Origin of the sequence: Variovorax sp. J31P179, from assembly GCF_030316985.1 — a bacterium.
Classification (GTDB): Bacteria; Pseudomonadota; Gammaproteobacteria; order Burkholderiales; family Burkholderiaceae_C; genus Variovorax; species Variovorax ginsengisoli_B.
Genome location: NZ_JASZYL010000004.1, coordinates 239,487 through 265,693, shown reverse-complemented (window position 1 = coordinate 265,693; position 26,207 = coordinate 239,487). Strand labels below are relative to the sequence as shown.

Annotated in this window: 21 protein-coding genes; 7 read left to right on the top strand and 14 right to left on the bottom strand. The window is 70.4% G+C overall.

Translation table 11 applies throughout. The features are described from left to right. Positions 1 to 5 precede the first annotated feature (5 nt). Together QTI17_RS12295 and QTI17_RS12290 are read left to right on the top strand one after the other, a co-directional pair. Entirely contained in the window at positions 6 to 1,856 is a 1,851-nt protein-coding gene (locus QTI17_RS12295) for a putative nucleotidyltransferase substrate binding domain-containing protein (RefSeq protein ID WP_286533427.1), read from the top strand. Then, entirely contained in the window at positions 1,856 to 2,581 is a 726-nt protein-coding gene (locus QTI17_RS12290) for a 3'-5' exonuclease (RefSeq protein WP_286533426.1), read from the top strand. Before QTI17_RS12295 ends, QTI17_RS12290 begins: the two co-directional genes overlap by 1 nt. On the opposite strand, the gene QTI17_RS12285 is transcribed toward QTI17_RS12290, so the two are convergent. The 4 genes from QTI17_RS12285 to QTI17_RS12270 form a co-directional block, all read right to left on the bottom strand. Next, the gene (locus QTI17_RS12285; RefSeq protein WP_286533425.1) at positions 2,478 to 4,202 is read right to left on the bottom strand and encodes a cation acetate symporter; all 1,725 of its coding nucleotides are present in this window, start codon (positions 4,200 to 4,202) and stop codon (positions 2,478 to 2,480) included. The two genes, QTI17_RS12290 and QTI17_RS12285, sit on opposite strands and share 104 nt — an antisense overlap. Continuing rightward, positions 4,199 to 4,507 carry a DUF485 domain-containing protein gene (locus QTI17_RS12280; protein ID WP_286533424.1) on the bottom strand — a complete coding sequence of 103 codons (309 nt, stop codon included), beginning with the start codon at positions 4,505 to 4,507 and terminating at the stop codon, positions 4,199 to 4,201. Before QTI17_RS12280 ends, QTI17_RS12285 begins: the two co-directional genes overlap by 4 nt. 135 nt (positions 4,508 to 4,642) lie before the next feature. Then, positions 4,643 to 5,404 (bottom strand): response regulator transcription factor, encoded by a 762-nt coding sequence (locus QTI17_RS12275; RefSeq protein WP_286533423.1) that lies wholly within the window; start codon positions 5,402 to 5,404, stop codon positions 4,643 to 4,645. Next, positions 5,401 to 7,374 (bottom strand): hybrid sensor histidine kinase/response regulator, encoded by a 1,974-nt coding sequence (locus QTI17_RS12270; protein ID WP_286533422.1) that lies wholly within the window; start codon positions 7,372 to 7,374, stop codon positions 5,401 to 5,403. Before QTI17_RS12270 ends, QTI17_RS12275 begins: the two co-directional genes overlap by 4 nt. 163 nt (positions 7,375 to 7,537) lie before the next feature. Here QTI17_RS12270 and acs point away from each other — a divergent pair, with 163 nt between their 5' ends. After that, complete coding sequence (gene acs, locus QTI17_RS12265) at positions 7,538 to 9,523, top strand: acetate--CoA ligase (protein ID WP_286533420.1); 1,986 nt, start codon at positions 7,538 to 7,540, stop codon at positions 9,521 to 9,523. Here the strand turns inward: acs and QTI17_RS12260 are convergent. The 5 genes from QTI17_RS12260 to mdeB all read right to left on the bottom strand — a co-directional run bounded on the left by QTI17_RS12260 (position 9,517) and on the right by mdeB (position 15,621). Continuing rightward, positions 9,517 to 9,975, bottom strand: a complete 459-nt coding sequence (locus QTI17_RS12260) for a RidA family protein (RefSeq protein ID WP_286533419.1) — start codon at positions 9,973 to 9,975, stop codon at positions 9,517 to 9,519. The two genes, acs and QTI17_RS12260, sit on opposite strands and share 7 nt — an antisense overlap. Continuing rightward, on the bottom strand, positions 9,972 to 11,174 hold the full coding sequence (locus QTI17_RS12255; protein WP_286533417.1) for an amidohydrolase family protein: 1,203 nt from the start codon (positions 11,172 to 11,174) through the stop codon (positions 9,972 to 9,974). The genes QTI17_RS12260 and QTI17_RS12255 overlap by 4 nt, the downstream gene beginning before the upstream one ends. Next, positions 11,171 to 11,995 (bottom strand): 2-oxo-tetronate isomerase, encoded by an 825-nt coding sequence (gene otnI / locus QTI17_RS12250; protein ID WP_286533416.1) that lies wholly within the window; start codon positions 11,993 to 11,995, stop codon positions 11,171 to 11,173. Before otnI ends, QTI17_RS12255 begins: the two co-directional genes overlap by 4 nt. 19 nt (positions 11,996 to 12,014) lie before the next feature. Beyond that, positions 12,015 to 12,902 carry an L-threonate dehydrogenase gene (gene ltnD, locus QTI17_RS12245; protein WP_286533415.1) on the bottom strand — a complete coding sequence of 296 codons (888 nt, stop codon included), beginning with the start codon at positions 12,900 to 12,902 and terminating at the stop codon, positions 12,015 to 12,017. A gap of 61 nt (positions 12,903 to 12,963) precedes the next feature. Continuing rightward, positions 12,964 to 15,621: an alpha-ketoglutarate dehydrogenase gene (gene mdeB / locus QTI17_RS12240; RefSeq protein WP_286533414.1), complete on the bottom strand. Its 2,658-nt coding sequence runs from the start codon at positions 15,619 to 15,621 to the stop codon at positions 12,964 to 12,966. A 106-nt stretch (positions 15,622 to 15,727) separates the two neighbouring features. Here mdeB and QTI17_RS12235 point away from each other — a divergent pair, with 106 nt between their 5' ends. Both QTI17_RS12235 and QTI17_RS12230 read left to right on the top strand, forming a co-directional pair. Beyond that, positions 15,728 to 16,216, top strand: coding sequence for an Lrp/AsnC family transcriptional regulator (locus tag QTI17_RS12235; RefSeq protein WP_286533413.1), 489 nt, complete (start codon positions 15,728 to 15,730; stop codon positions 16,214 to 16,216). A 47-nt stretch (positions 16,217 to 16,263) separates the two neighbouring features. Beyond that, a complete protein-coding gene (locus QTI17_RS12230; RefSeq protein WP_286519775.1) occupies positions 16,264 to 16,419 on the top strand; it encodes a hypothetical protein in 156 nt (51 codons plus the stop codon). Here the strand turns inward: QTI17_RS12230 and mltA are convergent, their stop codons facing one another. Beyond that, complete coding sequence (gene mltA / locus QTI17_RS12225; protein WP_286533411.1) at positions 16,420 to 17,556, bottom strand: murein transglycosylase A; 1,137 nt, start codon at positions 17,554 to 17,556, stop codon at positions 16,420 to 16,422. Between mltA and QTI17_RS12220 the strand changes: the two genes are divergently transcribed. Continuing rightward, the gene (locus QTI17_RS12220; RefSeq protein ID WP_286533409.1) at positions 17,555 to 17,692 is read left to right on the top strand and encodes a hypothetical protein; all 138 of its coding nucleotides are present in this window, start codon (positions 17,555 to 17,557) and stop codon (positions 17,690 to 17,692) included. The two genes, mltA and QTI17_RS12220, sit on opposite strands and share 2 nt — an antisense overlap. Before the next feature lie 205 nt (positions 17,693 to 17,897). After that, entirely contained in the window at positions 17,898 to 18,548 is a 651-nt protein-coding gene (locus QTI17_RS12215) for a YiaD family glycine zipper/OmpA-like lipoprotein (protein ID WP_286533407.1), read from the top strand. Positions 18,549 to 18,554: 6 nt separating this feature from the next. On the opposite strand, the gene QTI17_RS12210 is transcribed toward QTI17_RS12215, so the two are convergent. The 4 genes from QTI17_RS12210 to QTI17_RS12195 are packed head-to-tail and all read right to left on the bottom strand — an operon-like array spanning position 18,555 to position 26,184. After that, positions 18,555 to 19,181 (bottom strand): response regulator transcription factor, encoded by a 627-nt coding sequence (locus QTI17_RS12210; RefSeq protein ID WP_286509668.1) that lies wholly within the window; start codon positions 19,179 to 19,181, stop codon positions 18,555 to 18,557. 11 nt (positions 19,182 to 19,192) lie between these two features. Then, positions 19,193 to 21,241, bottom strand: a complete 2,049-nt coding sequence (locus QTI17_RS12205) for a two-component system sensor histidine kinase NtrB (RefSeq protein ID WP_503011043.1) — start codon at positions 21,239 to 21,241, stop codon at positions 19,193 to 19,195. A 7-nt stretch (positions 21,242 to 21,248) separates the two neighbouring features. Beyond that, entirely contained in the window at positions 21,249 to 22,064 is an 816-nt protein-coding gene (locus QTI17_RS12200; RefSeq protein ID WP_286533405.1) for a carbon-nitrogen hydrolase family protein, read from the bottom strand. Between the two features lie 22 nt (positions 22,065 to 22,086). Then, positions 22,087 to 26,184 carry a YhdP family protein gene (locus tag QTI17_RS12195; RefSeq protein WP_286533404.1) on the bottom strand — a complete coding sequence of 1,366 codons (4,098 nt, stop codon included), beginning with the start codon at positions 26,182 to 26,184 and terminating at the stop codon, positions 22,087 to 22,089. Positions 26,185 to 26,207 lie beyond the last annotated feature (23 nt).

Genomic DNA, 26,207 nt, shown 5'->3' with positions numbered 1-26,207 from the left:
CGGCCATGCCGAGCGCCTTCGATTTCGAGCATTCGCCCTTTGACTGCCTCACGGCCGAGGAGCGCGAGCGGGTGCGCGCCCATGTCGACATCGCTTACTTTCGCGAAGGCGAGGCGATCCTCGAGGCCGGCATGGCGCCGACCCACCTGTTCGTCGTCATCAAGGGCTTCGTGCAGCAGTTCGAACACGGCGGCAGCGAAGCGGTGGCGAGCTTCGGCCCGCACGACACCTTCGACGGCCGCAGCCTGCTGTCGGGACAGGTCGGCGGACGCTTCGTGGCCGCCGAGGAAGTGCTGGCCTACCAGCTCGCGCGGCAAGTCGTCACCGAACTGATCGCGCGCAACGCGACCTTCGGCGCCCTGCTGTTCTCCGATCTGTCGAACAAGCTGGCCGCCATCGCCGGCCGCGTCGGCCAGCACGAGCTGCAGTCGCTGGCGCTGGCGCGGGTCGACGCGATCCCGGTGCGGGCGCCGCACTTCGTCGATGCCGACTGCGACGTGCTGTCGGTGGTGCGGCTGCTGCAGGCCGAGCGCAGCACCAACGTGCTGGTGCGGGACCTGTCCGGGCCAGCTCCGCGGCTGGGCATCTTCACCGTGACGGCGCTGCAGCGCGCGGTGCTGCACGGCACGCCGCTGGACCGGCTGCCGGTGCGCGAGGTCAGCAGCTTCGGCCTGATCACGGTCGACGCGGCGGCCCCGGTCGGCGACGCACTGATCGTGATGGTGCGGCACCGGGTGCACCGCGTGGTGGTGATGGCCGACGACGGCGGCGGCGACGGCGGCCGGGTGGTGGGCGTGCTGGAGGCGCTCGACCTGTTCAGCTTCCTGTCCAATCACTCCTACCTGATCAACCGCGAGATCGCCGAAGCGCAGGACCTGCAGGCACTGGCCCGCGCGAGCGCCCACGTCACGCAGCTGGTCGGCCTGCTGCACGGCGGCGGCACCCGGGTCGGGCAGATCGCCACGCTGGTGCAGGCGCTCAACGGCCAGCTGTTCCAGCGGGCCTGGGAACTGATCGCGCCGCCCGAGCTGGTCGCCAACAGCTGCCTGTTCGTGATGGGCAGCGAGGGCCGCGGCGAGCAGCTGCAGAAGACCGACCAGGACAACGGCCTGCTGCTGCGCGACGGCTACGCGCCGCCGGCCGACCTGGACGCGATCTGCCAGCGCCTCACCCGCGCGCTGATCGAATTCGGCTGGCCCGAATGCCCAGGCGGCGTCATGGTCTCGAACCCCCAGTGGCGCGCCGGCCAGGCCGAACTCGCCGAGCGCGCCTGCCAGTGGCTGCTGCAGCCCGACGGCGAACGGCTGATGGCGCTGGCGATCTTCCTCGATGCCCACGCGGTGGCCGGCGACACGACGCTGCTGGCGGGCGTGCGGGCCCGGCTGTTCTCGCTGGCCACCGACAACGACGCGATGCTGGCGCGCTTCGCCGCGGCCATCGACGCCTTCGCCGAGGATTCGCATTGGTGGCAGCGCCTGCTGGCCTTCGGCGAGCCCACGGCGCCGCACTTCGACGTCAAGAAGCAGGGCCTGTTCCCGATCGTGCACGGCGTGCGCAGCCTGGCGTTGCGCGCCGGCCTGGACGCGACCTCCACCGCGGAACGCCTCGAGGCCCTGGTCGCGGCCGGCCGGATCGAGCGCGAGTTCGCCGCCGACCTGCTCGAGAGCCTCTATTTCTTCATGGGCCTGCGGCTCAAGGCCGGCCTGGCGGAGCAGGCGGCCGGGCACGAAGTGTCGGGGCAGGTCGATCCGGCCCGCATGAGCAGCCTCGAGCGGGACCTGCTCAAGGACACGCTCGAGGTGGTGAAACGTTTTCGCCGCATGCTGCGCCTGAGCTTCCGGCTGGACGCGCTGTGATGACCGGCTGGTTCTCGGCCCTCAAGCGATGGTGGCTGCTCCAGCACCTGGCCGATCCGCGCTTTCGTTTCATGTGGGACCCGCCGCCCGCCGACGAGTGGGTGGCGATCGACTGCGAGACCACCGGCCTCGACACGCGGCGCGACGAGATCGTGGCGATCGCCGCGGTGCGCATCCGTGGCAGCTGCGTGATGTGCAGCGAGCGGCTCGAGCTGCTGGTGCGGCCCGAGCGCCGCAGCGTAGCGACCGGCAGCGCGCGCGTGCACCAGCTGCGCGAGCGCGACCTGGCCCAGGGACTGGCGGCCGAGGCCGCCGTGCAGGCGCTGCTGCATTTCATCGGCAGCCGGCCGCTGGTGGGCTACTACCTGGAGTTCGACGTCGCGATGATCGACCGCGTGCTGTTCCCGATGCTGGGCATGGGGCTGCCGCAACCGAAGATCGAGGTCTCGGCGCTCTACTACGACCATGTGAACCGGCGCCGCTCGCCGCACCTGCGCCATGGCGACATCGACCTGCGCTTCGCGGCCATCATGACCGCGCTGGACCTGCCGCAGCGCCCCGCGCACGATGCGCTGGACGATGCGGTGATGGCGGCGCTGGCCTTCGTCAAGCTGAACGCCCTCAGTGACCCGACGCGCCCGAGGCGCCGAGGCCCGTCTCCGAGCGCACCTGCTGCGCCGGGAACGCCGCCCGCTCCTGCTGCGCCTGGCGGCTTCGGTCGGTGATCGAGAACAGCCAGATGCCGACGAAAGCCAGCGTCATCGAGAACAGCGCCGGCGAGGCATAGGGGAACCAGGCCGAGCCCGCGGGGTGGCCCAGCGTGGCTTCCCAGACCGACGGCGAGACGATGGTCAGCGCCACCGACGACACCAGCCCGAGCGAGCCGCCGACGACCGCGCCGCGCGTCGTGCAATCCTTCCAGAGCACCGACATGAACAGCACCGGGAAATTGGCCGAGGCCGCCACCGCGAAGGCCAGCGACACCATGAAGGCGATGTTCTGCTTCTCGAAGGCGATGCCGAGCATCACCGCGACCACGCCGAGCGCGATCGTGGTGATGCGCGACACCCTGAGCTCGGCGCGGCTGTCGGCCTTGCCCTTCTTGATCAGGGTGGCGTAGAGGTCGTGCGACACCGCCGAGGCGCCCGACAGCGTGAGCCCGGCCACCACCGCGAGGATGGTCGCGAAGGCCACCGCCGAGATGAAGCCGTAGAAGACATTGCCGCCGACCGACTTCGCCACCAGCACCGCCGCCATGTTGGCCGCGCCGCCGCCGCCCTTGATGGTGCCGGTCGCGACGTCGGCGAACTCGGGATTGGTCAGCACCAGCGTGATGGCGCCGAAGCCGATGATGAAGATCAGCAGGTAGAAATAGCCGATCCAGGTGGTGGCCCAGAACACCGACTTGCGCGCCTGCTTGGCATCGGGCACCGTGAAGAAGCGCATCAGGATGTGCGGCAGACCGGCGGTGCCGAACATCAGCGCGATGCCGAAGGAGATCGCCGAGACCGGGTCCTTCACGAAGCCGCCCGGTCCCATGATGCTGCGTCCGATGGCCGAGGCCTCGAGCGGGCTCTTGCCGCCATTGGCAGCGATCTGCGTGCGCACCTCGACCGACTTGGCGAACAGCGCCTCGGGGCTGAAGCTGAAGGCCGCCAGCACCATCAGCGCCATGAAGGTCACGCCGGCCAGCAGCAGCACGGCCTTGATGATCTGCACCCAGGTGGTGGCCGTCATGCCGCCGAACAGCACGTAGACCATCATCAGCGCGCCGACGATCACCACCGCGACCCAGTAGTCGAGCCCGAACAGCAGCTTGATCAGCTGGCCGGCGCCGACCATCTGCGCGATCAGGTAGAAGGCCACCACCACCAGCGTGCCCGAGGCCGCGAAGGCGCGGATCGGGCCGGGCTGGAAGCGGTAGCCGGCGACGTCGGCGAAGGTGAACTTGCCGAGGTTGCGCAGGCGCTCGGCCATCAGGAAGGTGATCACCGGCCAGCCGACCAGGAAGCCGATCGAATAGATCAGGCCGTCGTAGCCGGTGGCCATCACCGCGGCCGAGATGCCGAGGAACGAGGCCGCCGACATGTAGTCGCCGGCGATCGCCAGCCCGTTCTGGAAGCCGGTGATGCCGCCGCCGGCGGTGTAGAAGTCTGCCGCCGACTTGGTCCTGGAGGCGGCCCACTTGGTGATCCACAAGGTCAGCAGCACGAAGCCCGAGAACATCGCGATCGCGATCCAGTTGGTCGGCTGCTTGGTGACCTGCCCGACGTCGGCGCCGGCGGCAGCGGCCCAGCCGGAGGCGCTGGCCAGCAGCGCGGCAAGAGCGGCGTGACGCGCTTTCATCGCGTGGCCTCCTGGATGATCTCGGCCGTCAGCCGATCGAACTCGCCATTCGCGCGGCGGATGTAGAAGGCCGTGATCAGGATCGTGAAGACGATCACGCCGAGCCCGATCGGGATGCCGATGGTGGTCACGCCGCCGCCGATCGGCTGCGCCAGGAAAGGCTTGTTGAACGCGATCAGCGCGATGTAGCCGTAGTACACGACCATCATCAGCGCCGTGAGGCACCAGCCGAAGCGGTTGCGCTTTCGGCGAAGCTCGAGGTACTTGGGGTTGGACTGGATCTTCGTCACCACGGGGTCGCTCATGATTCGTCTCCTGGACTACGGTTCGGCGGATTCTGGGATGCGGCCGACCCGCGCGGGGTGCGGTGCAATGATTCGTCACATTGCGATGCAATGCGCGGAGCTTTCGAGGCCGAATCGAGACCGATCTCGGCGGACCTACTCCCACAGCACATTCGCGGCGAACAGATAGCCGGCCCCGTACACGGTCTTGATGATGGCCGGCTCGTGCGGATCCCGTTCGATCTTTCTGCGCAGGCGCGAGATGCGCACGTCGATGCTGCGGTCGGTCGGCAGCAGGTCGCGCGCGCCCATCAGCTGCTCGCGCGTGAGGATCTGGTGCGGGCGCTCGACGAAGCAGCGCAGCACCTGGGTCTCGGCCGTGCCCAGCAGATGCTCGCTCCCGTCGGGCGCGCGCAGCACGTTGGCCGCGCAGTCGATGCGCCAGCCCAGGAACGACGCATAGCGCCTCTGCCCCGTGGCCTGGCCCGGCGCCAGGCTGCGCCGGCGCAGGATGCTGCGCACCCGCGCCACCAGCTCGCGGGCCTCGAATGGCTTGGTGACGTAGTCGTCGCCGCCGAGCTCGAGCCCCATCACGCGGTCGGCCGGATGGCCGCGGCCGGTGAGGATCAGCACGCCCGCGTTCGACGCCGCCTGGATGCGCCGCATGAGATCGATGCCGTCCATGTCGGGCAGGCCGAGATCGACGATGCAGAGGTCGGGTTTCTCGACCTGCAGCCGCCGCAGCACGCTCGCGCCGGTGCTGAAGCCTTCGCCATTGAAGCCGAACTCGGCCAGCGTGGCGAGCACCAGCCGCGCCACGGCCGGGTCGTCCTCGATCACGTAGACCAGCGACGGCGGGTTCGCCTCGTCGGCGCCGGCGCGGTGGGTCAGTCCTGCGCCATGGTGTTCGTTCGTCATCGGCCCTCCTCGATCGCTTGCGCGAGCTGTGCGGTGCTGAAAGGCTTGGTGAGCATCGGAAAGTCGACCTGCCGCGACAGGTCGCCCGGCGCATAGCCGCTCATCAGCACCACGGCGCGGGCGCGGCCGCCCTCGCGCGCCGCCCGTGCCACGGCGAGGCCGTCGACACCGCCTCCCATCACGACGTCGGACAGCAGCAGCACGATGTCCGGCGTGTGTTCGAGCAGGCTCAGCGCGTCGGCGCCGCCGTCGGCTTCGAGCACCGAATAGCCCAGCTCCAGCAGGCTGCGCCGGATCACGCGCCGCACCTGGGCGTCGTCGTCCACCAGCAGCGCCAGGCCCATCGAGGCGGCCGGCGGCCTGCCGGTCGGGCGGGTGCTGTCGGCCGCGCCGTCCGCCGGTGCGGGCTCGGCCGCCGGCAGCCATACCGACACCGTGGTGCCGCGCCCCGGTGCGCTGCGCACGTCGATGGCGCCGCCCGACTGCTTCACGAAGCCGTAGACCACGGCCATGCCGAGTCCGGTGCCGCTGCCCGGCTGCTTGGTGGTGAAGAAGGGGTCGAACAGATGGGCCAGGGTGTCGGCGTCCATGCCGCTGCCGTCGTCCTCGACTTCGATGCGCACGCAGTCGCCCGCGGACAGCTGCAGTGGAGCCGCCTCCGCGGCGTCGATGCGAACGCGCCGGGCCCGCAGCACGATGCGTCCGTCGGGACCGGTCGCGTCGCGCGCATTCAGCACCAGGTTCACCAGCGCCTGCTCGAGCAGGGTGGCATCGATCCAGGTCCACAGCGGCAGTTCGCCGACATCGACGTCGATGTCGAGCCGCAGGGTCTCGGGCAGCGAGCGCCGCACCAGCCGGGCCACGGTGTCGACCAGCGCGCCCACATGCACCGCCGCCGCCTGCAGCGGTTGGCGCCGGGCGAACATCAGCAGGCCGCGCACCAGCTCGGCCCCGCGGCGCGCGGCGTCGAGCGCCGGATGCACATAGTCGTCCAGCGCCGGATCGCTCGGCCGGGCCTCGGCCAGCGCCGCCAGGTTGCCGATCACGACCGTGAGGATGTTGTTGAAGTCGTGCGCCAGCCCCCCGGTCAGGCGGCCCAGCGAATCGAGCTTCTGGGCCCGCGCCAGCAGCGCCTGCGAGCGCCGCTCCTGCGTGATGTCGAAGGTCAGTTCGAAGCAGCCGACGACCCGCCCCTCGGCGCTGCGCTGCGGCACCAGCGAGGTCCGCACCCAGAGGCGGCGCGCGTCGCAGGTCTGGAGCTCGTATTCGAGGCTTTGCGTTTCGCCGGCGAGGGCCCGAAGCACCTGCGGCTTGACCATCGCGTAGACCGCGTCGCCCAGGAAGGCCTTGGCGCTGACGGCCTCCGGGCGCGAGGTGTCGACGCAGAACCAGTCGTGGTAGCCGCGGTTGAGGTAGCGGTAGACCCGCCGGTGGTCGAAGTAGGCCACCAGCGCGGGGATCGAGTCCATGATCAGCCGCACCCGCTCCTCGCTGTGCTGCAGCTCGGCGGTGCGCGCGGCCACCCGGTCTTCGAGCTCGGCGTTGTGGCGACGGATGATCTGCTCGGCACGGCGCTGCTCGGTGACATCGGAATAGAGCGTGACGAAGCCGTGGCCCGGCACCGGCTCGCCGCGGATGAGCAGCACCCGCCCGTCGGGCCGCACCCGCTCGATCTGGTGCGGTGCGAAGTGGCGCGCCGCCGCGATGCGTTCGGCCACCAGCTGCTGCGGGTCGCCCGGACCGTACTCGCCGCGCCGGGCATTGAAGCCGATGAAGCTCTCGAACGGCGCCCCCATGTAGGCCATCTCGTCGGGGAAGCCGAGCAGGCGGACGTAGGCGCGGTTCCAGGCCACCAGGCGCAGGTCGGCGTCGAAGATCGACAGGCCCTGGTCCAGCAGGTCGAGCCCCGCCTGCAGCGTCAGGTAGCGCTCCAGCGTGCGGATCACCCCGGCCACCTTCCCGGGCTGCAAACATTCGTCATTTTTGAATGTGTCTCCTGCAATGTTCGTCGGACATCCTATGGCTCTTGATTGTTGATGACCTCGCCCGAGACGCACTTGACAGCCGTCAAACGGGCGGCGCCGTCGAGTGATCACGGCCGTACATCCCTCATCCACGCACCAGGAGCACGCCATGGAACCGACCCTTGCCCCCGCCCTTCCCGCCACGCTGTACCCGCCCTCCGAGGCCACCGTGCAACGCGCCCGGATCTCCGGCCGCGCCGCCTACGACCGGCTGGTCGCCGAGGCCGAGGCCGACCCCGACGCGTACTGGGGCCGCCTGGCGCGCGAGCTGATCGCCTGGAAGCAGCCCTTCACGCAGGTGCTCGACCACCGCCGGGCGCCCTTCTTCGAATGGTTCGCCGACGGCACGCTCAACGCGTCGTACAACTGCCTGGACCGCCAGGTCGAGAACGGCCTGGGCGAGAAGACCGCCATCATCTTCGAGGCCGACGACGGCAGCGTCACGCGGATCAGCTACCAGGACCTGCTGGCGCGCGTCTGCCGCACCGCCAACGTGCTGAAGTCGCTGGGCGTCGGCCGCGGCGACCGGGTCGTGATCTACATGGCGATGTCGATCGACGGCGTGGTCGCGATGCAGGCCTGCGCGCGCATCGGCGCCATCCATTCGGTGGTCTTCGGCGGCTTCTCGGCGCAGTCCCTGCGCGACCGCATCGCCGACACCGGCGCCGTGATGGTGCTCACCGCCGACCAGCAGGTGCGCGGCGGCAAGCAGCTGCCGCTGAAGGCGATCGTCGACGAGGCGCTGGTCCTCGGCGGCTGCGACAGCGTGCGCCATGTGCTGGTGACGCGCCGCACCGGCGGCGCGGTGCCCTTCCAGTCGCCGCGCGACCTGTGGATGGCGGATCTCGCGGCAGCCCAAGAGCCGGTCTGCGAACCCGAGTGGGTGAACGCCGAGCACCCGCTGTTCCTGCTGTACACCTCGGGCTCGACCGGCAAGCCCAAGGGCGTGCAGCACGCCACCGGCGGCTACCTGCTGCATGCGGCGCTGACCTGCCAGTGGACCTTCGACCTCGGCCCCGAGGACGTCTTCTGGTGCACGGCCGACATCGGCTGGGTCACCGGCCACACCTACATCGCCTACGGCCCGCTGGCGATCGGCGCGACCCAGGTGGTGTTCGAGGGCGTGCCCACCTACCCCGATGCCGGCCGCTTCTGGAAGATGATCCAGGACCACAAGGTCAGCGTGTTCTACACCGCGCCGACCGCGATCCGCTCGCTGATCAAGATGGCCGAGGGCAACGACGCGGTGCACCCGCGCCACTACGACCTGTCGAGCCTGCGCATCCTCGGATCGGTCGGCGAGCCGATCAACCCGGCGGCCTGGGAGTGGTACCACCGCCACGTGGGCGGCGGCCGCTGCCCGGTGCTCGACACCTTCTGGCAGACCGAGACCGGCGGCCACATGATCACGCCGCTGCCTGGTGTCACGCCGCTGGTGCCGGGCTCCTGCACCCTGCCGTTCCCGGGCATCGACGCGGCCGTGGTGGACGAGGCCGGCAACGAGCTGCCCTGGGGCCAGGGCGGCATCCTGGTCGTGCGCAAGCCCTGGCCGTCGATGATCCGCACCATCTGGAACGACCCGGAGCGCTTCAAGGCCAGCTACTACCCCGAGGAGTTCCAGGGCCGCTACTACCTGGCCGGCGACGGCGCGATACGCGACAAGACGACCGGCTACTTCACCATCACCGGGCGCATCGACGACGTGCTCAACGTCAGCGGCCATCGGATGGGCACGATGGAGATCGAATCCGCCCTGGTGGCGATGACCGACCTGGTGGCCGAGGCCGCGGTGGTGGGACGGCCCGACGACACCACGGGCGAGGCGGTGTGCGCCTTCGTGGTGCTGAAGCGGCCGCTGCCCAGCGGCGACGAGGCCCGGCGCATCGCCGACCAGCTGCGCAACTGGGTCGGCAAGGAGATCGGCCCGATCGCCAAGCCGCGCGACATCCGCTTCGGCGACAACCTGCCGAAGACCCGCAGCGGCAAGATCATGCGCCGGCTGCTGCGCACGCTGGCCAAGGGCGAAGCGGTGACACAGGACGTGAGCACGCTCGAAAACCCCGCCGTGCTCGAGCAGCTCGGCCAGCCCTATTGAGCAGGCAGGTACATCGTCGCCTCGACCTCGATCAGCACCTCGTCCCCGGGCAGGAAGCGCGACACCTCGACCACCGTGCTGACCGGCGGCTGGCCCGGGTAGAACAGGCCGCGCACCCGGTTGTAGGGCGCGTAGTCGGGCAGGCGGCGGAAGTACTGCACCAGCTTCACGACGTCGTCCATCGTGCCGCCGTGCTCGGCCGCGATCTGGCGGATGCGCTCGAGCACGAACCAGCTCTGGGCCACGATGGGCGCCTCGAACACGTCGACCGACATCTGGCCGGTGGCGTAGCCGAGCGTGCGCAAGGCGGTGCGCGCCGCGTCGGGGATGTCGTCGTAGCCCGCCACCGCGCGGCGGGTCGACGGATCGACCGCGACCACGCCGCTCATGAAGACGAAGTCGCCGACGCGTTTCGCGGCGGCGTAGTTGGCCATCGGCTTGCCCATGCTCATGGGATGTTCTCCAGGGTACGGCCCGCGCGGATGACGGTGCGGCGTCGACCATGCGGGTCCAGCAGTTCGTATTCGTCGGTGGCCGCCAGCAGCACCAGGTCGGCCGGGCAGCCCGGCGCGATGCGCCCGTCCCAGGCCAGCCCCAGGGCGCGGGCCGGGCTCACGGTGATGGCGTCGAGCCAGTCGGCGGCTGGCGCCAGGTGCGCCATCTGCACGCCGAGGCCGAAGGTCTCGACCAGGTCGTAGCCGCCATAGGGATAGAAGGCGTCCTGCACGTTGTCGGTGGCGAGGCTCGGCCGCAGGCCGTGCGCCGCGGCTTCGCGCAGCCGCGTGATGCCGCGCTGAACCGGCGTGCGGTCCCAGGCGCCCTGCAGGTAGAGGTTGGTGCTCGGCAAGGCGATCAGGTGGATGCCGGCCTGGGCGCACAGCGCGAGCGTGTCGTTGGCGGCGGCGTCGTCCTGCACCGACAGCGAGCAGGCATGGCCGCAGGCGACGCGCCCCTGCAGGCCGCGTGCGATCGTGAGCTGGGCGATGGTGCGCAGGCCGGTCGCTTCGACATCGAGGCCTTCGTCGACGTGGAAGTCCAGCGTCAGTCGATGCTGCTGCGCGAGGTCGAAGACCCGCCCCAGCTTGTAGACGATGCCGTCGTTGCGATACACGAAGGCGCCGAGCACCCCGCCCGCCCGCCGCACCGCCTGCGCGATGCGTTCGCCCGCGTCGGCCTCGGCGAACAGGTCGAGCGGCGCCAGCGCGACGAACTGCAGCTCGATGCGGCCACGCCATTCGTCGCGCAGCTGCTCCAACACAGCGAGCGACACCGGCGCCTCGGCGCCGCCCCAGTCGAGATGGGTGCGCAGGGCCCGGGTGCCGGCGCGCCAGGCTTCGTCCAGCGCCCGCAGCATGCGGGTGCGCAGCGACTGCGCCGTCCAGCGCGCGCGATGCGCCGCCATGCGCTCGATCGCCGCGAACAGGTTGCCTTCGGCCGCGCCGGCCTCGCGCACCGTGTAGTTCTTGTCGATGTGGGCATGTGCATCGACCATCGCGCTCAATAAGGTGCCGCGCGCCGGCTGGCGGGACGGCACGATGGCCTCGACCTGCGCGCCGGAGAGCGTGACATCGAACACCTCGGCTTCGCCCGCCTGAAACCCCCGCAGGCGCGCCGGGATGCGGACGGCTTCCAGCCTCGAGGGCGCCGTCATCCGCGCGCCGCGCGCGGCAGGCCGCGCAGCCAGCCGAGCCCGGCCGAGGTTCCATCGGCCACGGCGCCGCGGCGCGGCCGGTACTCGCAGCCGACCCAGCCTTGCCAGCCGCATTGCGCCGACACCTCGTCGATGACCTCGAACAGGTAAGGATGATTCAGCTCGCCGATGTCGGGCTCGTTGCGATCGGGCACGCCGGCGATCTGGAAATGGCCGACCCGGCCGGTCGGCAGGTACTTGCGGATCTTCATCGCCACGTCGCCCTCGACGATCTGGCAGTGGTAGAGGTCCATCTGGACCTGCACGTTGAGCGCGCCCACCGCCTCGACGAGCTCGTGCGCGTGGTCCTGCCGGTTCAGGAAGAAGCGCGGGATGTCGCGCGTGTTGATCGGCTCTATCAGCACGTCGCGACCGGCCTTGGCCGCCTCGACGGCAGCCCAGCGCAGGTTCTCGAGGTAGGTCGGCTGCACGGTCTCGCGCTCGACGCCCTCGGGCACCAGCCCGGCCATGACGTGGATGCGCGGGCAGTCGAGCGCCGCCGCGTAGTCGATCGCCTTCAGGATGCCGTCGCGGAACTCGGCCTCGCGCCCGGGCAGGCAGGCCAGGCCGCGCTCGCCGCGCTCCCAGTCGCCGGGCGGGCCGTTGAACAGCACCTGCTTCAGACCGTTGGCGGCCAGCCGCGAGGCCAGCTCCCGCGCTTCGTAGGCATAGGGGAACAGGTACTCCACGGCGGCGAAGCCATCCTTGGCGGCGGCCTCGAAGCGATCGAGGAAATCGAGCTCCGGATAGAGCATGGAAAGGTTGGCGGCGAAGCGTGGCATGGTTCGATGATAGGGACGGTCAGTGGGACGGCGGCAGTTCGATGCCCGGGAAGATCTTGATCACCGCGCTGTCGTCTTCCTTCGCGAAGCCGGCGGTCGAGGCCTGCATGAACATCTGGTGCGCGGTCGAGGCCAGCGGCAGCGGGAACTTGCTGGCACGCGCCGTGTCGAGCACCAGCCCGAGGTCCTTGACGAAGATGTCGACCGCCGACAGCGGCGTGTAGTCGCCGGCCAGCACGTGGGCCATGCGGTTCTCGAACATCCAGCTGTTGCCGGCGCTGTGGGTGATGACCTCGTACAGCGCGTCCGGGGCCACGCCTTCGCGCAGGCCCAGGGCCATCGCCTCCGCCGCCGCCGCGATGTGCACCCCGGCCAGCAGCTGGTTGATGATCTTGACCTTGCTGCCCGCGCCGGCGCGGTCGCCGAGCCGGTAGACCTTGCCGGCCATGGCGTCGAGCACAGCGTCGGCGCGCGCGTAGGCCTCGGGCCGGGCCGCGCTCATCACGGTCATCTGGCCGCTCGCCGCCTTGGCGGCGCCGCCCGAGATCGGCGCGTCGATGTAGAGGATGCCCAGCGCGCCCAGCCGCTCCTCGAGCGCCATCGACCAGTTGGGGTCGACCGTCGAGCACATCACGAACACGCTGCCGGGTTTCATCGAGGCGGCGGCGCCGCCCTCGCCGAACAGCACCTCCTCGGTCTGCGCGGCGTTGACCACGACCGAGATCACGACCTCGCAGCGGTGCGCGACCTGTGCCGGCGTGGCCCAGGCGACGCCGCCGGCCTCGGCGAAGCGCACCGCCGCGCCGGGACGCGCGTCGCACACGTGCATCTCGTAGCCGCGGTCGCGCAAGGTGGCGGCAATGCCAGCGCCCATGGCGCCCAGGCCGATGAGTCCTGCTCTGTTCATGAGGTGTCCTAGATGGGTTCGCGCAACGCGCGCGCCATCATAGGCGCCCTCCCCGGCCGCTTCAACGCGATCCGAGCGCGTGCCGGGCCGCGCGCACGATGCTCTGCGCATCGACGCCGAAGAACTGCCGCAGGGCCGCGCGGGTGTCGCTGCGGCCGAAGCCGTCGGTGCCGAGCGTGAGGAAGCGCCGGCCCTGGGGCAGGAAGGCGCGGACGCTCTCGGGCACGCTGCGCACGTAGTCGGTCGCGGCGATGATCGGCCCGCTGCCGCCCGCCAGCTGCCGCGCGATGAACGGCGCGCCCGGCTCGGCCTCGCCCGCCAGCGCGCGTTGTTCGCAGACCCGCCCGTCGCGCGCGAGCTCGCTCCAGCTCGTGACACTGAACACCTCGGCGGCAATGCCCTCTTCGGCCAGCATCTGCGCCGCCTTGACGACTTCGGTGAGGATCGCGCCGGAACCGAGCAGCGTGACCTTCGCCTCGGTGGATGCCGGCTGCGCGCCCTTCCATCCATCGAAGCGATAGCAACCGCGCAGCACATCGGCTTCCGCGCCGGCCGGCAAGTCGGGCTGGGCGTAGTTCTCGTTCATCAGGGTGACGTAGTAGAAGACGTCCTTCTGCTCGACCATCATCTCGCGGATGCCGGCATCGACGATCACCGCCATCTCGCCCGCGAAGGCCGGGTCGTAGGCCTTGCAGTTCGGGATGGTGGCGGCAATGAGATGGCTCGATCCGTCCTGGTGCTGCAAGCCTTCGCCGCCGAGCGTGGTGCGCCCGGAGGTGGCGCCGAGCAGGAAGCCGCGCGGCCGCTGGTCGGCGGCGGCCCAGATCTGGTCGCCGACGCGCTGGAAGCCGAACATCGAGTAGTAGATGTAGAAGGGCAGCATCGCCAGCCCGTGCACGCTGTAGCTGGTGGCGGCGGCGGTCCAGCTGGCGATGGCGCCGGCCTCGCTGATGCCTTCTTCCAGGATCTGGCCGTCGGTCGCTTCGCGGTACGACAGCACCGAGCCGATGTCCTCGGGCGCATAGCGCTGGCCCACGCTCGAATAGATGCCGACCTGCTTGAACAGGTTGGCCATGCCGAAGGTGCGCGCCTCGTCGGCCACGATCGGCACCACGCGCGGGCCGAGCGCCTTGTCCTTCATGAGGTTGCCCAGCATGCGCACGAAGGCCATGGTGGTGCTCATCTCCTTGCCGGCGGCCGCGACCGCGAACTGCGCATAGGCCCCGATGTCGGGCTTGGCGACGGTGTCGCAGTCGGTGACGCGGCGTGGCATGCTGCCGCCGAGCGCGGCCCGCTTGGCCAGCAGGTAGCGCATCTCGGCGCTGTCGTCGGCCGGCTTGTAGAAGGCGGCGGTGGTGGCCTGTTCGTCGGTCAGCGGCAGCTTGAAGCGGTCGCGGAAGGCGATCAGGTCGGTGTCGTCGAACTTCTTCTGCGAGTGCGTCGTCATCTTGCCCTGGCCGGCGCTGCCCATGCCGTAGCCCTTCTTGGTGTGGGCCAGGATCACGGTCGGCCGGCCGCGGTGCGCGGCCGCCGCGGCATAGGCGGCATGGATCTTCACCAGGTCGTGGCCGCCGCGCTTCAGGTGGTCGATCTGCTCGTCGGTCATGCCCTCGGCGAGCCGCGCCAGCTCCGCGTCCTGCCCGAAGAAGGTGTCGCGGTTGTAGCGGCCGTCCTTGGCGGCGAAGGTCTGCATCTGGCCGTCGACCGTGTTCGAGAAGGCCCGCACCAGCGCGCCCGTGAGGTCGCGGGCGAACAGGCCGTCCCAGTCGCTGCCCCAGACCAGCTTGATGACGTTCCAGCCGGCGCCGGCGAACAGCTTTTCGAGCTCGTCGATGATGCGGCCGTTGCCGCGCACCGGGCCGTCCAGGCGCTGCAGGTTGCAGTTGACCACCCAGACCAGGTTGTCGAGCTTCTCGCGCGCCGCCAGCGTCAGCGCGCTCATGGATTCGGGCTCGTCCATCTCGCCGTCGCCGAACACCCCCCAGACCTTGCGGCCTTCGCAGTCCAGCAGGTTGCGGTGCGTGAGGTAGCGCATGAAGCGCGCGTGGTAGATCGAGCTGATCGGCCCGATGCCCATCGAGCCGGTCGGGAACTGCCAGAAGTCGGGCATCAGGTACGGGTGCGGGTAGCTGCTGAGGCCGCGTGCGCCCTGGCCTTCGGTGAACGCGGGCGCGGTGAGCTCCTGCCGGTAGTGGCGCAGGTCCTCCTCGCCGAGCCGGCCTTCGAGGAAGGCGCGCGCATAGACGCCGGGCGCACTGTGCGGCTGGAAGAACACGAGGTCGCCGCGGTGGGCGTCGGTGCGCGCGTGGAAGAAGTGGTTGAAGCCGGTCTCGAACAGGTCCGCCGCGCTGGCGTAGCTGGCGATGTGGCCGCCGAGTTCGCCATAGGCCTGGTTGGCGCGCACCACCATCGCGAGCGCATTCCAGCGCATCAGCGAGGCCAGGCGCTCCTCCATCGCGAGGTCGCCGGGGAAGGCCGGCTGGGCGTCGACCGCGATGGTGTTGACGTAGGGCGTCGACAGGTCAGGCTCCCAGCCGATGCGCTGGGCCCGCGCCAGCCGTGCGAGTTCGTCCAGCATCCAGCGCGCCCGCTCCGGCCCGTGGGCGTCGGCCAGGGCCACGAAGGCGGCCCGCCACTCGGCGGTTTCGACGGGATCGGGATCGTGCAGGGGCATGTCGATCAGGGCGCGCAAAGGGTCGAAGGGGATCGGGGCGTTCATGAACTGCAATCTAGGCCGTTCGCGATGGAATGGGGTGCCGATTCCGTGCCTTTCCGGCCCAGTCCACCGCATAGAATTCTGCATTTTTGCCGCTGGACAGCATTTCATGCAACTGGACACCATCGACCTGCGCATTCTCGACGAGCTGCAGCGCGACGGCGGCCTGTCCAACGTCGAACTGGCGCGCCGCATCCACCTGTCGCCCTCGCCCTGCCTGGCGCGGGTGAAGGCGCTCGAGGCCGGCGGCGTGATCCAGCGCTACGTGGCCCTGGTCAATGCCGGCGCACTCGGGCTCGGCCTCAACGTCTTCATCTCGATCAGCCTGAAGACACAAAGCAAGCAGTCGCTGTCCGATTTCGAGCAGCGCATCGCGGAGCACGACGAGGTGATGGAGTGCTACCTCATGACCGGGGACAGCGACTACCTGATCCGGGTCGCCGTGGCCGATATCGCGGCGCTGGAGAAGTTCATCCTCGAACAGCTGACGCCGATCTCCGGCATCGAGAAGATCCGCTCGAGCTTCGCGCTCAAGCAGGTGCGCTACAAGACCGCGCTGCCGCTGCCCCGGCCGCAGGAGCCCGTGCGCGCTCACTGATAATCCGTGTTGGTGCAGGCCCGTGTGACAGCAAGGACGGCGGTTTGGTGGATATCTCTTTCGATCTCATGTTCGGGGCCCTGACGCTGGTCGTGGCCGGCGCCGCCCTCCTCATCGCACCCCGCGAGCGGCGGCTCGAGTTCCTGATGCACATCGCGATGGTCACCGCGCTCACGATCTTCGTGGTGAAGATGAACGCCTGACTATTTCGGCCAGAGCGCCCAGAGCCGCAGCGGCTGGTTGACTCGCGCAGCGACCCGGCCCGCATCGGCGCCGGTGCCGGCGAAATAGTCGGCCCGCACCGCGCCGACGATGGCGCTCCCGGTGTCCTGCGCGACCACCAGCTTGGCCAGCGGCACGGCCGGCCCCGGCGAGGCGAGCCAGACCGGCGTGCCGTAGGGAATGCTGTCGCGGTCGACCGCGATCGAGCGGCCGGCCGTGAGCGGCACGCCCTGCGCGCCCACCGGCCCCGAGGCCGCGTCGACTTCATTGAGCGGCTCCTCGCGGAAGAACACGTAGCGCGGATTGCTCCACAGCAGCTGCGACGCGCGCTGAGGGTTCTGCGCCACCCACTGCTTGGTGTCGTCCGGCCACAGGCTGACCTTGGTCGCGCCCTGGCTCGACAGCCATTGCTGGACGCTGCGATAGGGCTGTTCGTTGGTGGCCGCGAAGGCCACGCGCACCATGCGCTGCGAACCGTCGGCCTCGGTGATGCGCAGTCGACCCGAGCCCTGGATGTGAAGCATCAGCGCGTCGATGGGATCGGCCAGCCAGGCGATCTCGCGGCCGCGCAGCGCGGCCTGGGCCTGGGGCAGCGTGTCGATCTCCTGGCGGGTGTACCAGGGGCGCTTGGGGACCAGGCCCGCCGGCGCCTGGTAGAGCGGCACCGTGTGGGTCGCGGTCGGCCGCCGCGTGGCATCGAAGACCGGCTCGTAGTAGCTGGTGAGCTTGCCTTCGCTCGGGCCCGCAAGCGACTCGATGCGAAACGGCTGCAGCCGCTGCATCATCCATTCGCGCTGCTGGTCCGGCTCGGCCAGCGCCAGTTGGCGCACCTCGCGGCAGAGCGGCGCGATGGCGGCGTTGGGCCGCGCGCAGTTGCTGACCATCGCGACCCAGCCTTCGTGCAGGGCGTCCTCGTTGAAGCCCGGCAGCTCGGACCAAGGCACCGGCGTCCAGCGGCTCTTGGGATGGGTGAGCGAGCCGCCCAGGGGGCCGAGATCGCGTGGCGGGGGCGTGCTCGGGGTTGCCAGCGGCACCTCGGGCTGTCGTGTGCTGAAGCTGCAGCCCGCGAGCGTTGCTACGATCGCGAGTCCCACCAGCCACCGGAGTCCTTTGTTCATGGGTCTGATTTTGCTTGAAGCCCTCGCGGCCGCGATCGCGCTGGTGCTGATCGTCTGGTGGACCATGTTCTCGGGCCGCAAGGGCGGCGAACTGGACGACCGCGACGATGCCCAGGAGCCCCCGAAAAGGGATTGAATCGCGGTAGTCCGGCGCCGCACACGACTGTGGGCCGGCGCGCCATACGCTACCGAAAAGATAGCAGCACAACCAGATGCGACAAGGGTTTAGAGAGATCCCATCGCCGATCACCGTTACAAGCCGACACGGCCGCGTCACCGGATTTGCGCGATTCGCTCCGGATAATGGTTCTTCCTTGTATTGCATCCCCAGAAGGACCGACATGAAAAAACTCGTACTCGCCACCTCCGCCGCCGCCCTCGTTCTCGCCGGTTGCGCCGGCACCGGCATGACCGACACCCAGCGCAACACCGGCATCGGTGCCGGCGTGGGCGCACTGGCGGGCGCGGCGATCGGCTCGGCGACCGGCGGCCGTGCGGGCACCGGCGCCGCGGTGGGTGCGCTCGCCGGTGCGGCCGGCGGCTACCTCTGGTCGCAGCGCATGGAGAACCAGAAGAAGCAGATGGAAGCCGCCACCCGGGGCACCGGCGTGGCCGTCACCCAGACCGCCAGCAACGAGCTCAAGCTGGCGATCCCGAGCGACATCTCCTTCGACGTCGGCCGCTCGGCGATCAAGCCCAACTTCTCGCCGGTGCTCGACCAGTTCGCCAGCGGCCTGCGCAACAACCCGAACGCCGAGGTGCGCATCATCGGCCACACCGACAGCACCGGCACCGATGCCATCAACAACCCGTTGTCGATCGAACGCGCCGCGAGCACCCGCGACTACCTGGTGGCGCGCGGCGTGCCGGCCGGCGCGATCCGCACCGAAGGCCGCGGCTCGCGCGAGCCGGTCGCCGACAACAACACCGAAGCCGGCCGGGCGCAGAACCGCCGCGTCGAGATCTTCGTCGGCGAACGCCCGCAGGGCTGATCGGGTTCAGACCCCGCGCAGCAGGTTGGCGAGCTCGACCGCCGACTTGACCTCCATCTTCTCGAACACGCGCGCGCGGTGCACCTCCACCGTGCGCACGCTGATCGCCAGCTGATCGGCGATCAGCTTGTTCGGCAGCCCCTCGACCACGCAGCGCATCACGTCGCGCTCGCGCTCCGTCAGCTCGTCGATGCGGCGCTTCAAGAGCTGGCGCGTGCGCCTGGCCTCGACCGCGCGCAGCGACGCCCCGAGCGCGTGCTCGATGCGGTCGACCAGCGCGTTGTCCGAGAACGGCTTCTCGCAGAAGTCGAAGGCGCCGCGCTTGACCGCATCGACCGCGGTCGGCACGTCGGCATGGCCGGTCAGGAAGATCACCGGCATGGCGTCGAGCAGGCCGCGCTCGGCCAGGCGGTCGAACAGCACCAGGCCGCTGGTGCCCGGCATGCGGACGTCGAGCAGCAGGCAATGCGGATGGTCGGTCAGCGGCTCCTCGGCCAGACGGGCCTCGAAGGCTTCGGCGCTGGCGAATTGCTCGCTCACCAGGCGCCGCGATCGCAGCAGCCAGGCCAGGGCCTCGCGCACGCTGGCGTCGTCGTCGACGATGAAGATCAGGGCATCGATCAGGGGTTGCATGGCTTGAAGTGTCAGCTTGCGGTGGCCAGGGTGAATCGGAAGATGGTGCCGCGCGGGCGCTGCGGTTCGTGCATCAGTACGCCGCCGTGCTGCTCGACCACCGTACGGCACAGGCTCAGGCCCAGGCCCATGCCGTCGGGGCGCGTCGTGAAGAAAGGCGTGAACAGGCGCGACGCCACCTCGTCGCTGATGCCGCAGCCGAGGTCGGCGACCGAGAACTCGAGCCAGCGGCGTGCGTCCGGGCCCGGGCTGCCGCTGGCGCGAACGACCCGCAGGCGCAGCACGCGCTCGCTCAGTTCGGGCATGTCCATCGCCTGCATGCCGTTGCGCGCCAGGTTCAGCAGCACCTGCTCGACCAGCGTGCGGTCGCAGACCACGGCCGGCAGGTTGTCGTCCAGGGCCAGCTCCACGCGCACGCCGAGCTTGCGCGCCTGCAGCCGCACCAGCGGCAGCACCGCGTCGACCAGCGCCTGGGGCGTCACCGACTCGCGCGTGCGATCGCGCCGGCGCACGAAGTCGTGCACGCTGCGGATCACCTGGCCGGCGCGATCGGCCTGCTCGGCGATCCGGCGCACCGCCATCGCGACCTCCTGCCGGTCGCCGTCTTGCGGCGGCCCGTCCGTCCCCAGCAGGTTGAGCGAGCCGCTGGCGTAGCTGGCGATCGCGGCCAGCGGCTGCGTCAGTTCGTGGCTCAGCAGCGAGGCCATCTCGCCCACGGTGGCCAGCCGGGCGCTGGCCTGCAGCCGCTCCTGGCTGGCGCGCGAGAGCTCCTCCACGCGGCGTTGTTCGCTGATGTCGATGAAGGCGCTCATCCAGCCCGACTGCGAGCCTTGCGCGTTGATCAGCGGGGCCTCGAAGATCAGCACCGGGAAGCGGCTGCCGTCCTTGCGCATGAAGACCGACTCGAAGCCCTCGCGCGGCGGCGTCGCGCCCGCCAGCCGCACCGCCTGCCGGCGCTGGTACTCGTGCGCCAGCTCGGTCGGCCAGTAGGGCACCTCGACGTCGCTGCGCATCAGTTCCTCGGCGCTGAAGCCCACCATCTCGCAGAAGGCCGGGTTGACGTAGGTGATGCGGCCCTGCAGGTCGCGCGCGCGCAGGCCGGTGATGACCGAATCCTCCATCGCCTTGCGGAAGGCCAGCGCATCGCCGAGATCGCGCTCGGCCCGCAGGCGCCGCCGGGTGTCGCGCGCCAGCAGCACCAGCACCGACACCAGCGCGATCGAGATCGCCGTGACCAGCGCGGTCAGCATGTTGGGGAACAGGTCCGGCACGGCGCGCCAGCCGTCGACGCGCAGCATCAGGGTGACGCCCGGCAGGTCGATCAGCTGCTGCGAGGTGAAGACCCGGGTGCCGATGCGCCGCGGCGCGCCGATCGCCACCAGCCGGGTGCCGTCGGACTCGGTGAAGGCGACTTCCTGGCCGCGGCTGAGCATCGGCGCCAGCAGTTCGGTGAGCGTATCGCGCAGCGAGTAGGCCGCCACCAGGTAGCCGCCGCCCTCGACCGGGACGCACAGCTCCAGCACCTCGAGGCCGCCGCTGCCCTGCACCGAGGCCACGTAGTGGCTCGGCGAATAGGCCGCCGATCCCAGCTTGCGCGCGGTCGAGCAGGCCTGTTCGACGTCGATCTGCTCGGGGCCGCGCTCGTTGTCGCCGAACACCTTGCGGCGATAGGGCGAATCGACCGCGGCGAGCGGGCGCAGTGCCGGGTCGCGCCATTCGAGACGCAGCCACTCGCGGTGATCGCGCAACAAGGCCGAGGCCCGGCCCTCCCACTGCTCGCGGTCGACCCCGCCGGCCAGCGAGGCGCGCAAGGTCTGGACGTTGCGCTGCAGGCCGTCGCGCAGGTCGGCCACCGCATCGGCCGTGTCGCGGTCCAGCACGGTCTGGGTCTGCTCGACCTCGTGCCGGCCGGCCAGCCAGACCACCGTGACCAGCAGCGCCAGCACCAGTATCGCCAGCAGCACCCAGAGGAACCAGCGGCGCCAGAACGAGCGCAGGAAGCGCAGCCGCGCGAAGGCGGGACGCAGGACGCGGGCGGCGGGCAGGGAAGGCGCGGACACTTCGGCTTCAGATCACGCTGTGGACCAGCGCCGGGAGCTGGGCGCGCGCGGCCTCGAGTTGCGCGGCATCGACATCGAACAGCACCACGGCCTCGCCCTCGGCGTGCTGCGCCGCCACCGTGCCCCAGGGGTCGACCACCATCGACTGGCCCCAGGTCTGGCGGCCGTTCTCGTGCGTGCCGCCTTGCGCCGGCGCCACCACCCAGGCCAGGTTCTCGATCGCCCGGGCCCGCAGCAGCACCTCCCAGTGGGCAGCGCCGGTGGTTCGCGTGAAGGCGCTGGGCACCAGCAGCAGCTCGGCCCCCTGGCGGGCCAGCGCCCGGTAGAGCTCCGGAAACCGCAGGTCATAGCAGACGCTCATGCCGATGCGCCAGGCGTGGCCGTCGCGCGAGGGCAGGTCGAAGCACACCGGCTGGGTGCCCGGTGCGATCACGCGGCGTTCGTCGTAGCGCTCGCGGCCATTGTCGAAAAAGAACAGGTGGATCTTGTCGTAGCGCGCAACGCGCTCGCCGTCCGGCGCGTAGACCAGCGAGCTGTTGAAGACATGCTGGTCGTCGTCGGTCTCGATCGGCAAGGTGCCGCCGACGATCCAGAGCCCGAACTCGCGCGCCGCATCGGCCAGGAAGCTCTGCACCGTGCCGGCCCCCGCGGTCTCGCGCAGCGCCAGCTTGTCGGTGTCGCGGCGCCCCATCATGCAGAAATACTCGGGCAGCACGGCCAGTTCGGCGCCGGCGGCGGCGGCTTCGGCCAGCAGGTCGTGGGCGCGTGCCAGGTTGGCCTCGCGGGCGATGGCCGACACCATCTGGATGGCTGCGACTTTCATGGCGGTGGTCTCCTTTTTCTTTCTAGCGCGGCGCCGGCGGCTCGGCCAGCGCTTCGGGCGTTGCGCGCCGCGGCACGCGGGTGATCTTGGGGTCGGTCCAGGTGCCGTCGATCTGGAACTCCTGCGTGGCCGCCGCGATGAGCGGCCGGCTCAGCACCATCTGCGCCAGGAAGGTGCCGAGTCCGATCGCCGGATTGATCGCGGTCGCCACCAGCGCCGCGGTGCCGGCGCTGATCTCGGGCACCACCACGACCCGGATGCTCTGCGTCTCGCGCGCGATGTCGGCCGAGCCGTCCATCAGCACGGCGGCGTTGACGCCCTTCATCTGCAGGTTGTTGGTGGAGGCCACGCCGTTGGCGATCTTGGCATCGCCGCGCAGGAAGTCGAAGGCGAAGCCGGCGCTGAAGATGTCGCGGAAATCGAGCGTGAGGCGCCGTGGCAAGGCCTGCAGGCTCAGCACGCCGAGCAGCTTGGCAATGCCCGGGTCGGCCTTCAGGAACTGGCCCGATTCGACGTCGATCTGCAGCTGCCCGCCGAGGCTCGGGTAGTCGATCGAGAACGGCGAGCCGGTCCAGTTGACCTGGCCCTCGAGCCGGCCGCGGCCACGCCGCACCACGTCCTTCATGCCGAAGCGGTTCAGCAGCGCACCGGCGTCCACGATGTCGAGCTTGAAATCCATCGCGGTGCGGCGCTGGTCGCGCCCTGCGCTGGCGCCGGGCGGCGCGGCCCAGCTGCCGTGGGCGTTGAAGGTGGCGTCCGGATTGCTGAGGGTCAGCTTGTTGAGCATCCATTCGCGGCCGGCACCGCCGCGGTTCACGGCATCGATCTCGGCCCGGCCGAGGCGGCGGCCGAAGAGCTCGAAGTCGTCGACCACGATGTCGAGCGCCGGCAGGGTGCTCGGCTGCTCGTCGAGCAGGGACTCGACCGCCGTGGCTTCGCTGCGCGCGATCTTGAGTCGGGCCAGGCGCGCATACAGGCGCCCCGCCTGTGCATGGCGGTACTCGGCATAGCCGCTGAGCTCGACCGCGTCGACGTTGGCGCGCCAGAGCTGGCCGTCGCGCGTGCCGCCGAGCACCACGTCGTGCAGCGTGCGGCCGCCGAACACCAGCTCCTGGGCCCGCAGCGCGATGGTCGTCGGCAGGTAGGCCAGCGCGTCGTCGCCGCTGTCGACATTCGCCACGGCTTCGGGCGCCTTGCCGGTGGCCGCACTGAACAGCGCCTGCCAGGCACCGAGGTCGAGCCGCTCGAAACGCATGTTGGCGGCCACGCCGCGCTCCGGCGGCGGCGCCGATTCGCCAGCCGCGAGGCCGATGCCGATGGCGCCGCGCAGCACCCGCGCCTCGGGGCCCGAGACGTCGCGCACATAGCTGGCCGAGCCGACCTTGCCCAGCTCGAGCGAGATCTGGTCGTGCAGCTGCGGCGCAGCGCCGGCCCCGCGGGCCTCGCGCAGCACGATCTTCTTCTCGACCCGCAGCGGCATGGCGTCCTGGGCCTCCTTGGCCATCGGCGCCGGCAACTGGAGCCCCAGGCCCTGCAGGCTGCTGGTGAGCAAGAACTCGGGCGTGCCTTCACGCACCGAGAAGCTGGCCGCATAGGGCGCGCTGCCGGTCGCGTTCTTGGCCAGGCGGGCCAGCCAGTCGATCTCGCGCGCCGCCCGCAGGCCTTCGGCGCTGGCCGTACCTTGGACGCGCAGCTCCAGCTCCTGCTTGCCGGTGAAGCGGCCGCTGCCGTCGATGCGCATGGCGCCACCGAGGCCGCGCGCCTGCACGCCGGCGAGCGAAAACCCGCCTTCGGTGAAATTCAGCGTGCCGCGCGCCTGCGTCAGCGCCGGCGCGCCGGACACCAGTTGCAGCTCGTTGTCGGCGAGCGCGATGGCGGCCTGCACCTTGGTCTTGTCCATCGCCTCGAGCGGCAGCTCGAGCCGCAGCTTGTAGTCGGCATTGCCGGTCGCGCGCATGTCCGCCAGGGTCGGGGCGGCCTCGCCGGCGAGCGGTCCGCCGACCCGCAGCACCTCGCCCAGCGGCCCCTTGGCCTGAACGTCGAGCTTGAGCACCGGCGCATGGTGCGACATGTCGGCAATCTGCGCTTCGGCCTTCGTGACCTCGACGGCCTGGGCCGCCGCCAGTCGCCCGCGCGCATTGCGCACCAGCATGCCGGCCCGCTCGAACACCAGTTCGCCCGACAGGCCGCTCAGCGCGGGCCAGACCACGGTCGCGCCCGGCGCCGGCGGCACATAGGCGTAGCTGACATCCGCGACCTTTGCGGCGATGCGGAAATCGCCCTGCTTCGGGTCCATGAAGGGCATGTCCCAGAGGTCGCCACGGACCTTGAAGTCGACCGCGCTTGCTGTGCCCTTGGTGATCGCGTCGCGCACGTAGTCGCGCGTGGCCTTCGGGATGTGCAGCGGCAGGTAGCGCCAGACACGGGTGCCGTCGGCGCGTGTGAGCTTGCCCTGCAGGTCGAGCACGCCGGGGTAGCGATCGGCGCTGTGCGAGACGGCCGGGTCGCTGGTGCGCCAGCTGGCCTGGGCCTCGCCTTCGGCATCGACGTTGGCGAAACGCAGGTTCGACACCTGCACCTGCACCGCGCCGCGATCGAGCTTCCACTGCAGCTGGGTCGACAGCCGATCGATCGGCACCACCGGCTCCTCGAACACGCCCGGCAGGTCGAGCGCGCCACTGGCGATCGACAGCATGGCGCTGCCGCCGGCCTGGCTGGCGTCGAAATCGACCGTGGCGCCGCTGACGCCGGGACTGCCGACCGGCACGTGCGGCGCCGAGGCGGACGTGCCGGCCGCCCCGGCCGGCGTCGCCGGCGCGGGGGCCGGCACGCCGGGCTGAGACGCCACGCTGAAGCCGCTCATGCGGCCCTTCAGCTGGTAGCCGGAGGGTTCGCCGGCGGGGCCCTGCCAGCTGGCCTCGATGTGTTCGACCATGCCACGCGGCTGGTAGGCCTCGAGTTGCTTGCGGAACGCCTCGCCCAAGGGCAGCCGGTCGGCGATCAGCGCCAGCGCCGCGAGGTCGAGCCGGTCGGCCCGCAGGGCGGTGCGCTCCGCCGTGCGCCCCTTGGCGTCCGCGTGCTGGAACCACAGGTTGCCGCCGGGCCAGCGCATGTGGTCCGCGGTGTCGAACTGCAGCCGGGTGGTCGCGAACTCGAGCGTGCCGTCGCCGCGCTTGCCGGTCAGGCGGCCGGTGACGTCGCGCAGCACGAGCGGCTCGCGCGCCTTGCCGAGCGACACGTCGATGCGGCTCAGTCCCAGATCGGCCACGCCGCCCGTGATCTCGCCGTCATTGACGTCGGCCCAGAGGCGCAGACCGCCGGAACCCTGGTGGATCCGGGCGTCGAGGTCGACATAGCCGTCGAGCCGGGCGATGTCGAGGTAGGGAAGGTCGGCATAGAGCTGGCCGTCCCAGCTGCGCCAGTTGCCGCTGCGCACCGACAGCAGCGGCTGGCGGAACTGGCCGCGCAGCGTGAAGCGCTCGCCCCAGCCGGGGGGCGGGGTGGCGTCCAGGCGCATGGCGTGGCGGCGCGCCCCGTTGCGGGCCACGAACTGCACATCGGACAGCAGCAGCGGCGCGGTCTGGCGCCGCTCGTCGGTCCAGCGCACGGTGCCGCCCTGCACGACCAGTTCGCGCTGGGCGAAGAACCAGTCGGCACCAGCGCCGCCGCCGCTGGTGTCGTTCGGCATGTGGAGCCCGGCGACGTGGATGTTGCCGAGTGCATCGCGCCGGACGTCGACCTGCGGCCGCTCGATGTAGAGCTGTTCGAAGCTGAGGTTCCAGAGCGAGCGCGGCGACACGCTGGCCACCACCCGCTCGAGCCGCAGCGCCTCCTGGCTGCGCTCGTCCATGAGCACCACGTCGCGCAGCTCGACGGCCGGGAAAAGGCCGCCCGACCGGGCGCTGATCGAGCCGATGCGCACGGGTACGCCGATGGCCCGTGTGGCCTGCGCCTCCAGTGCGCCACGGTAGTTTCCGATTCGCGGCACAATCCAGAGATGTAGGACAACGACTGACAGCGCAAGCAGGAGCCATGCACCGATCAGCAAACCCAACAACCAGCGCGCCGTCGCAGCGGTGATCTTGAGCAGACGTGAAGGGGAAGACGTCGTGTCGTTCATTGAGGATCGCGCTGTGTCAGGAA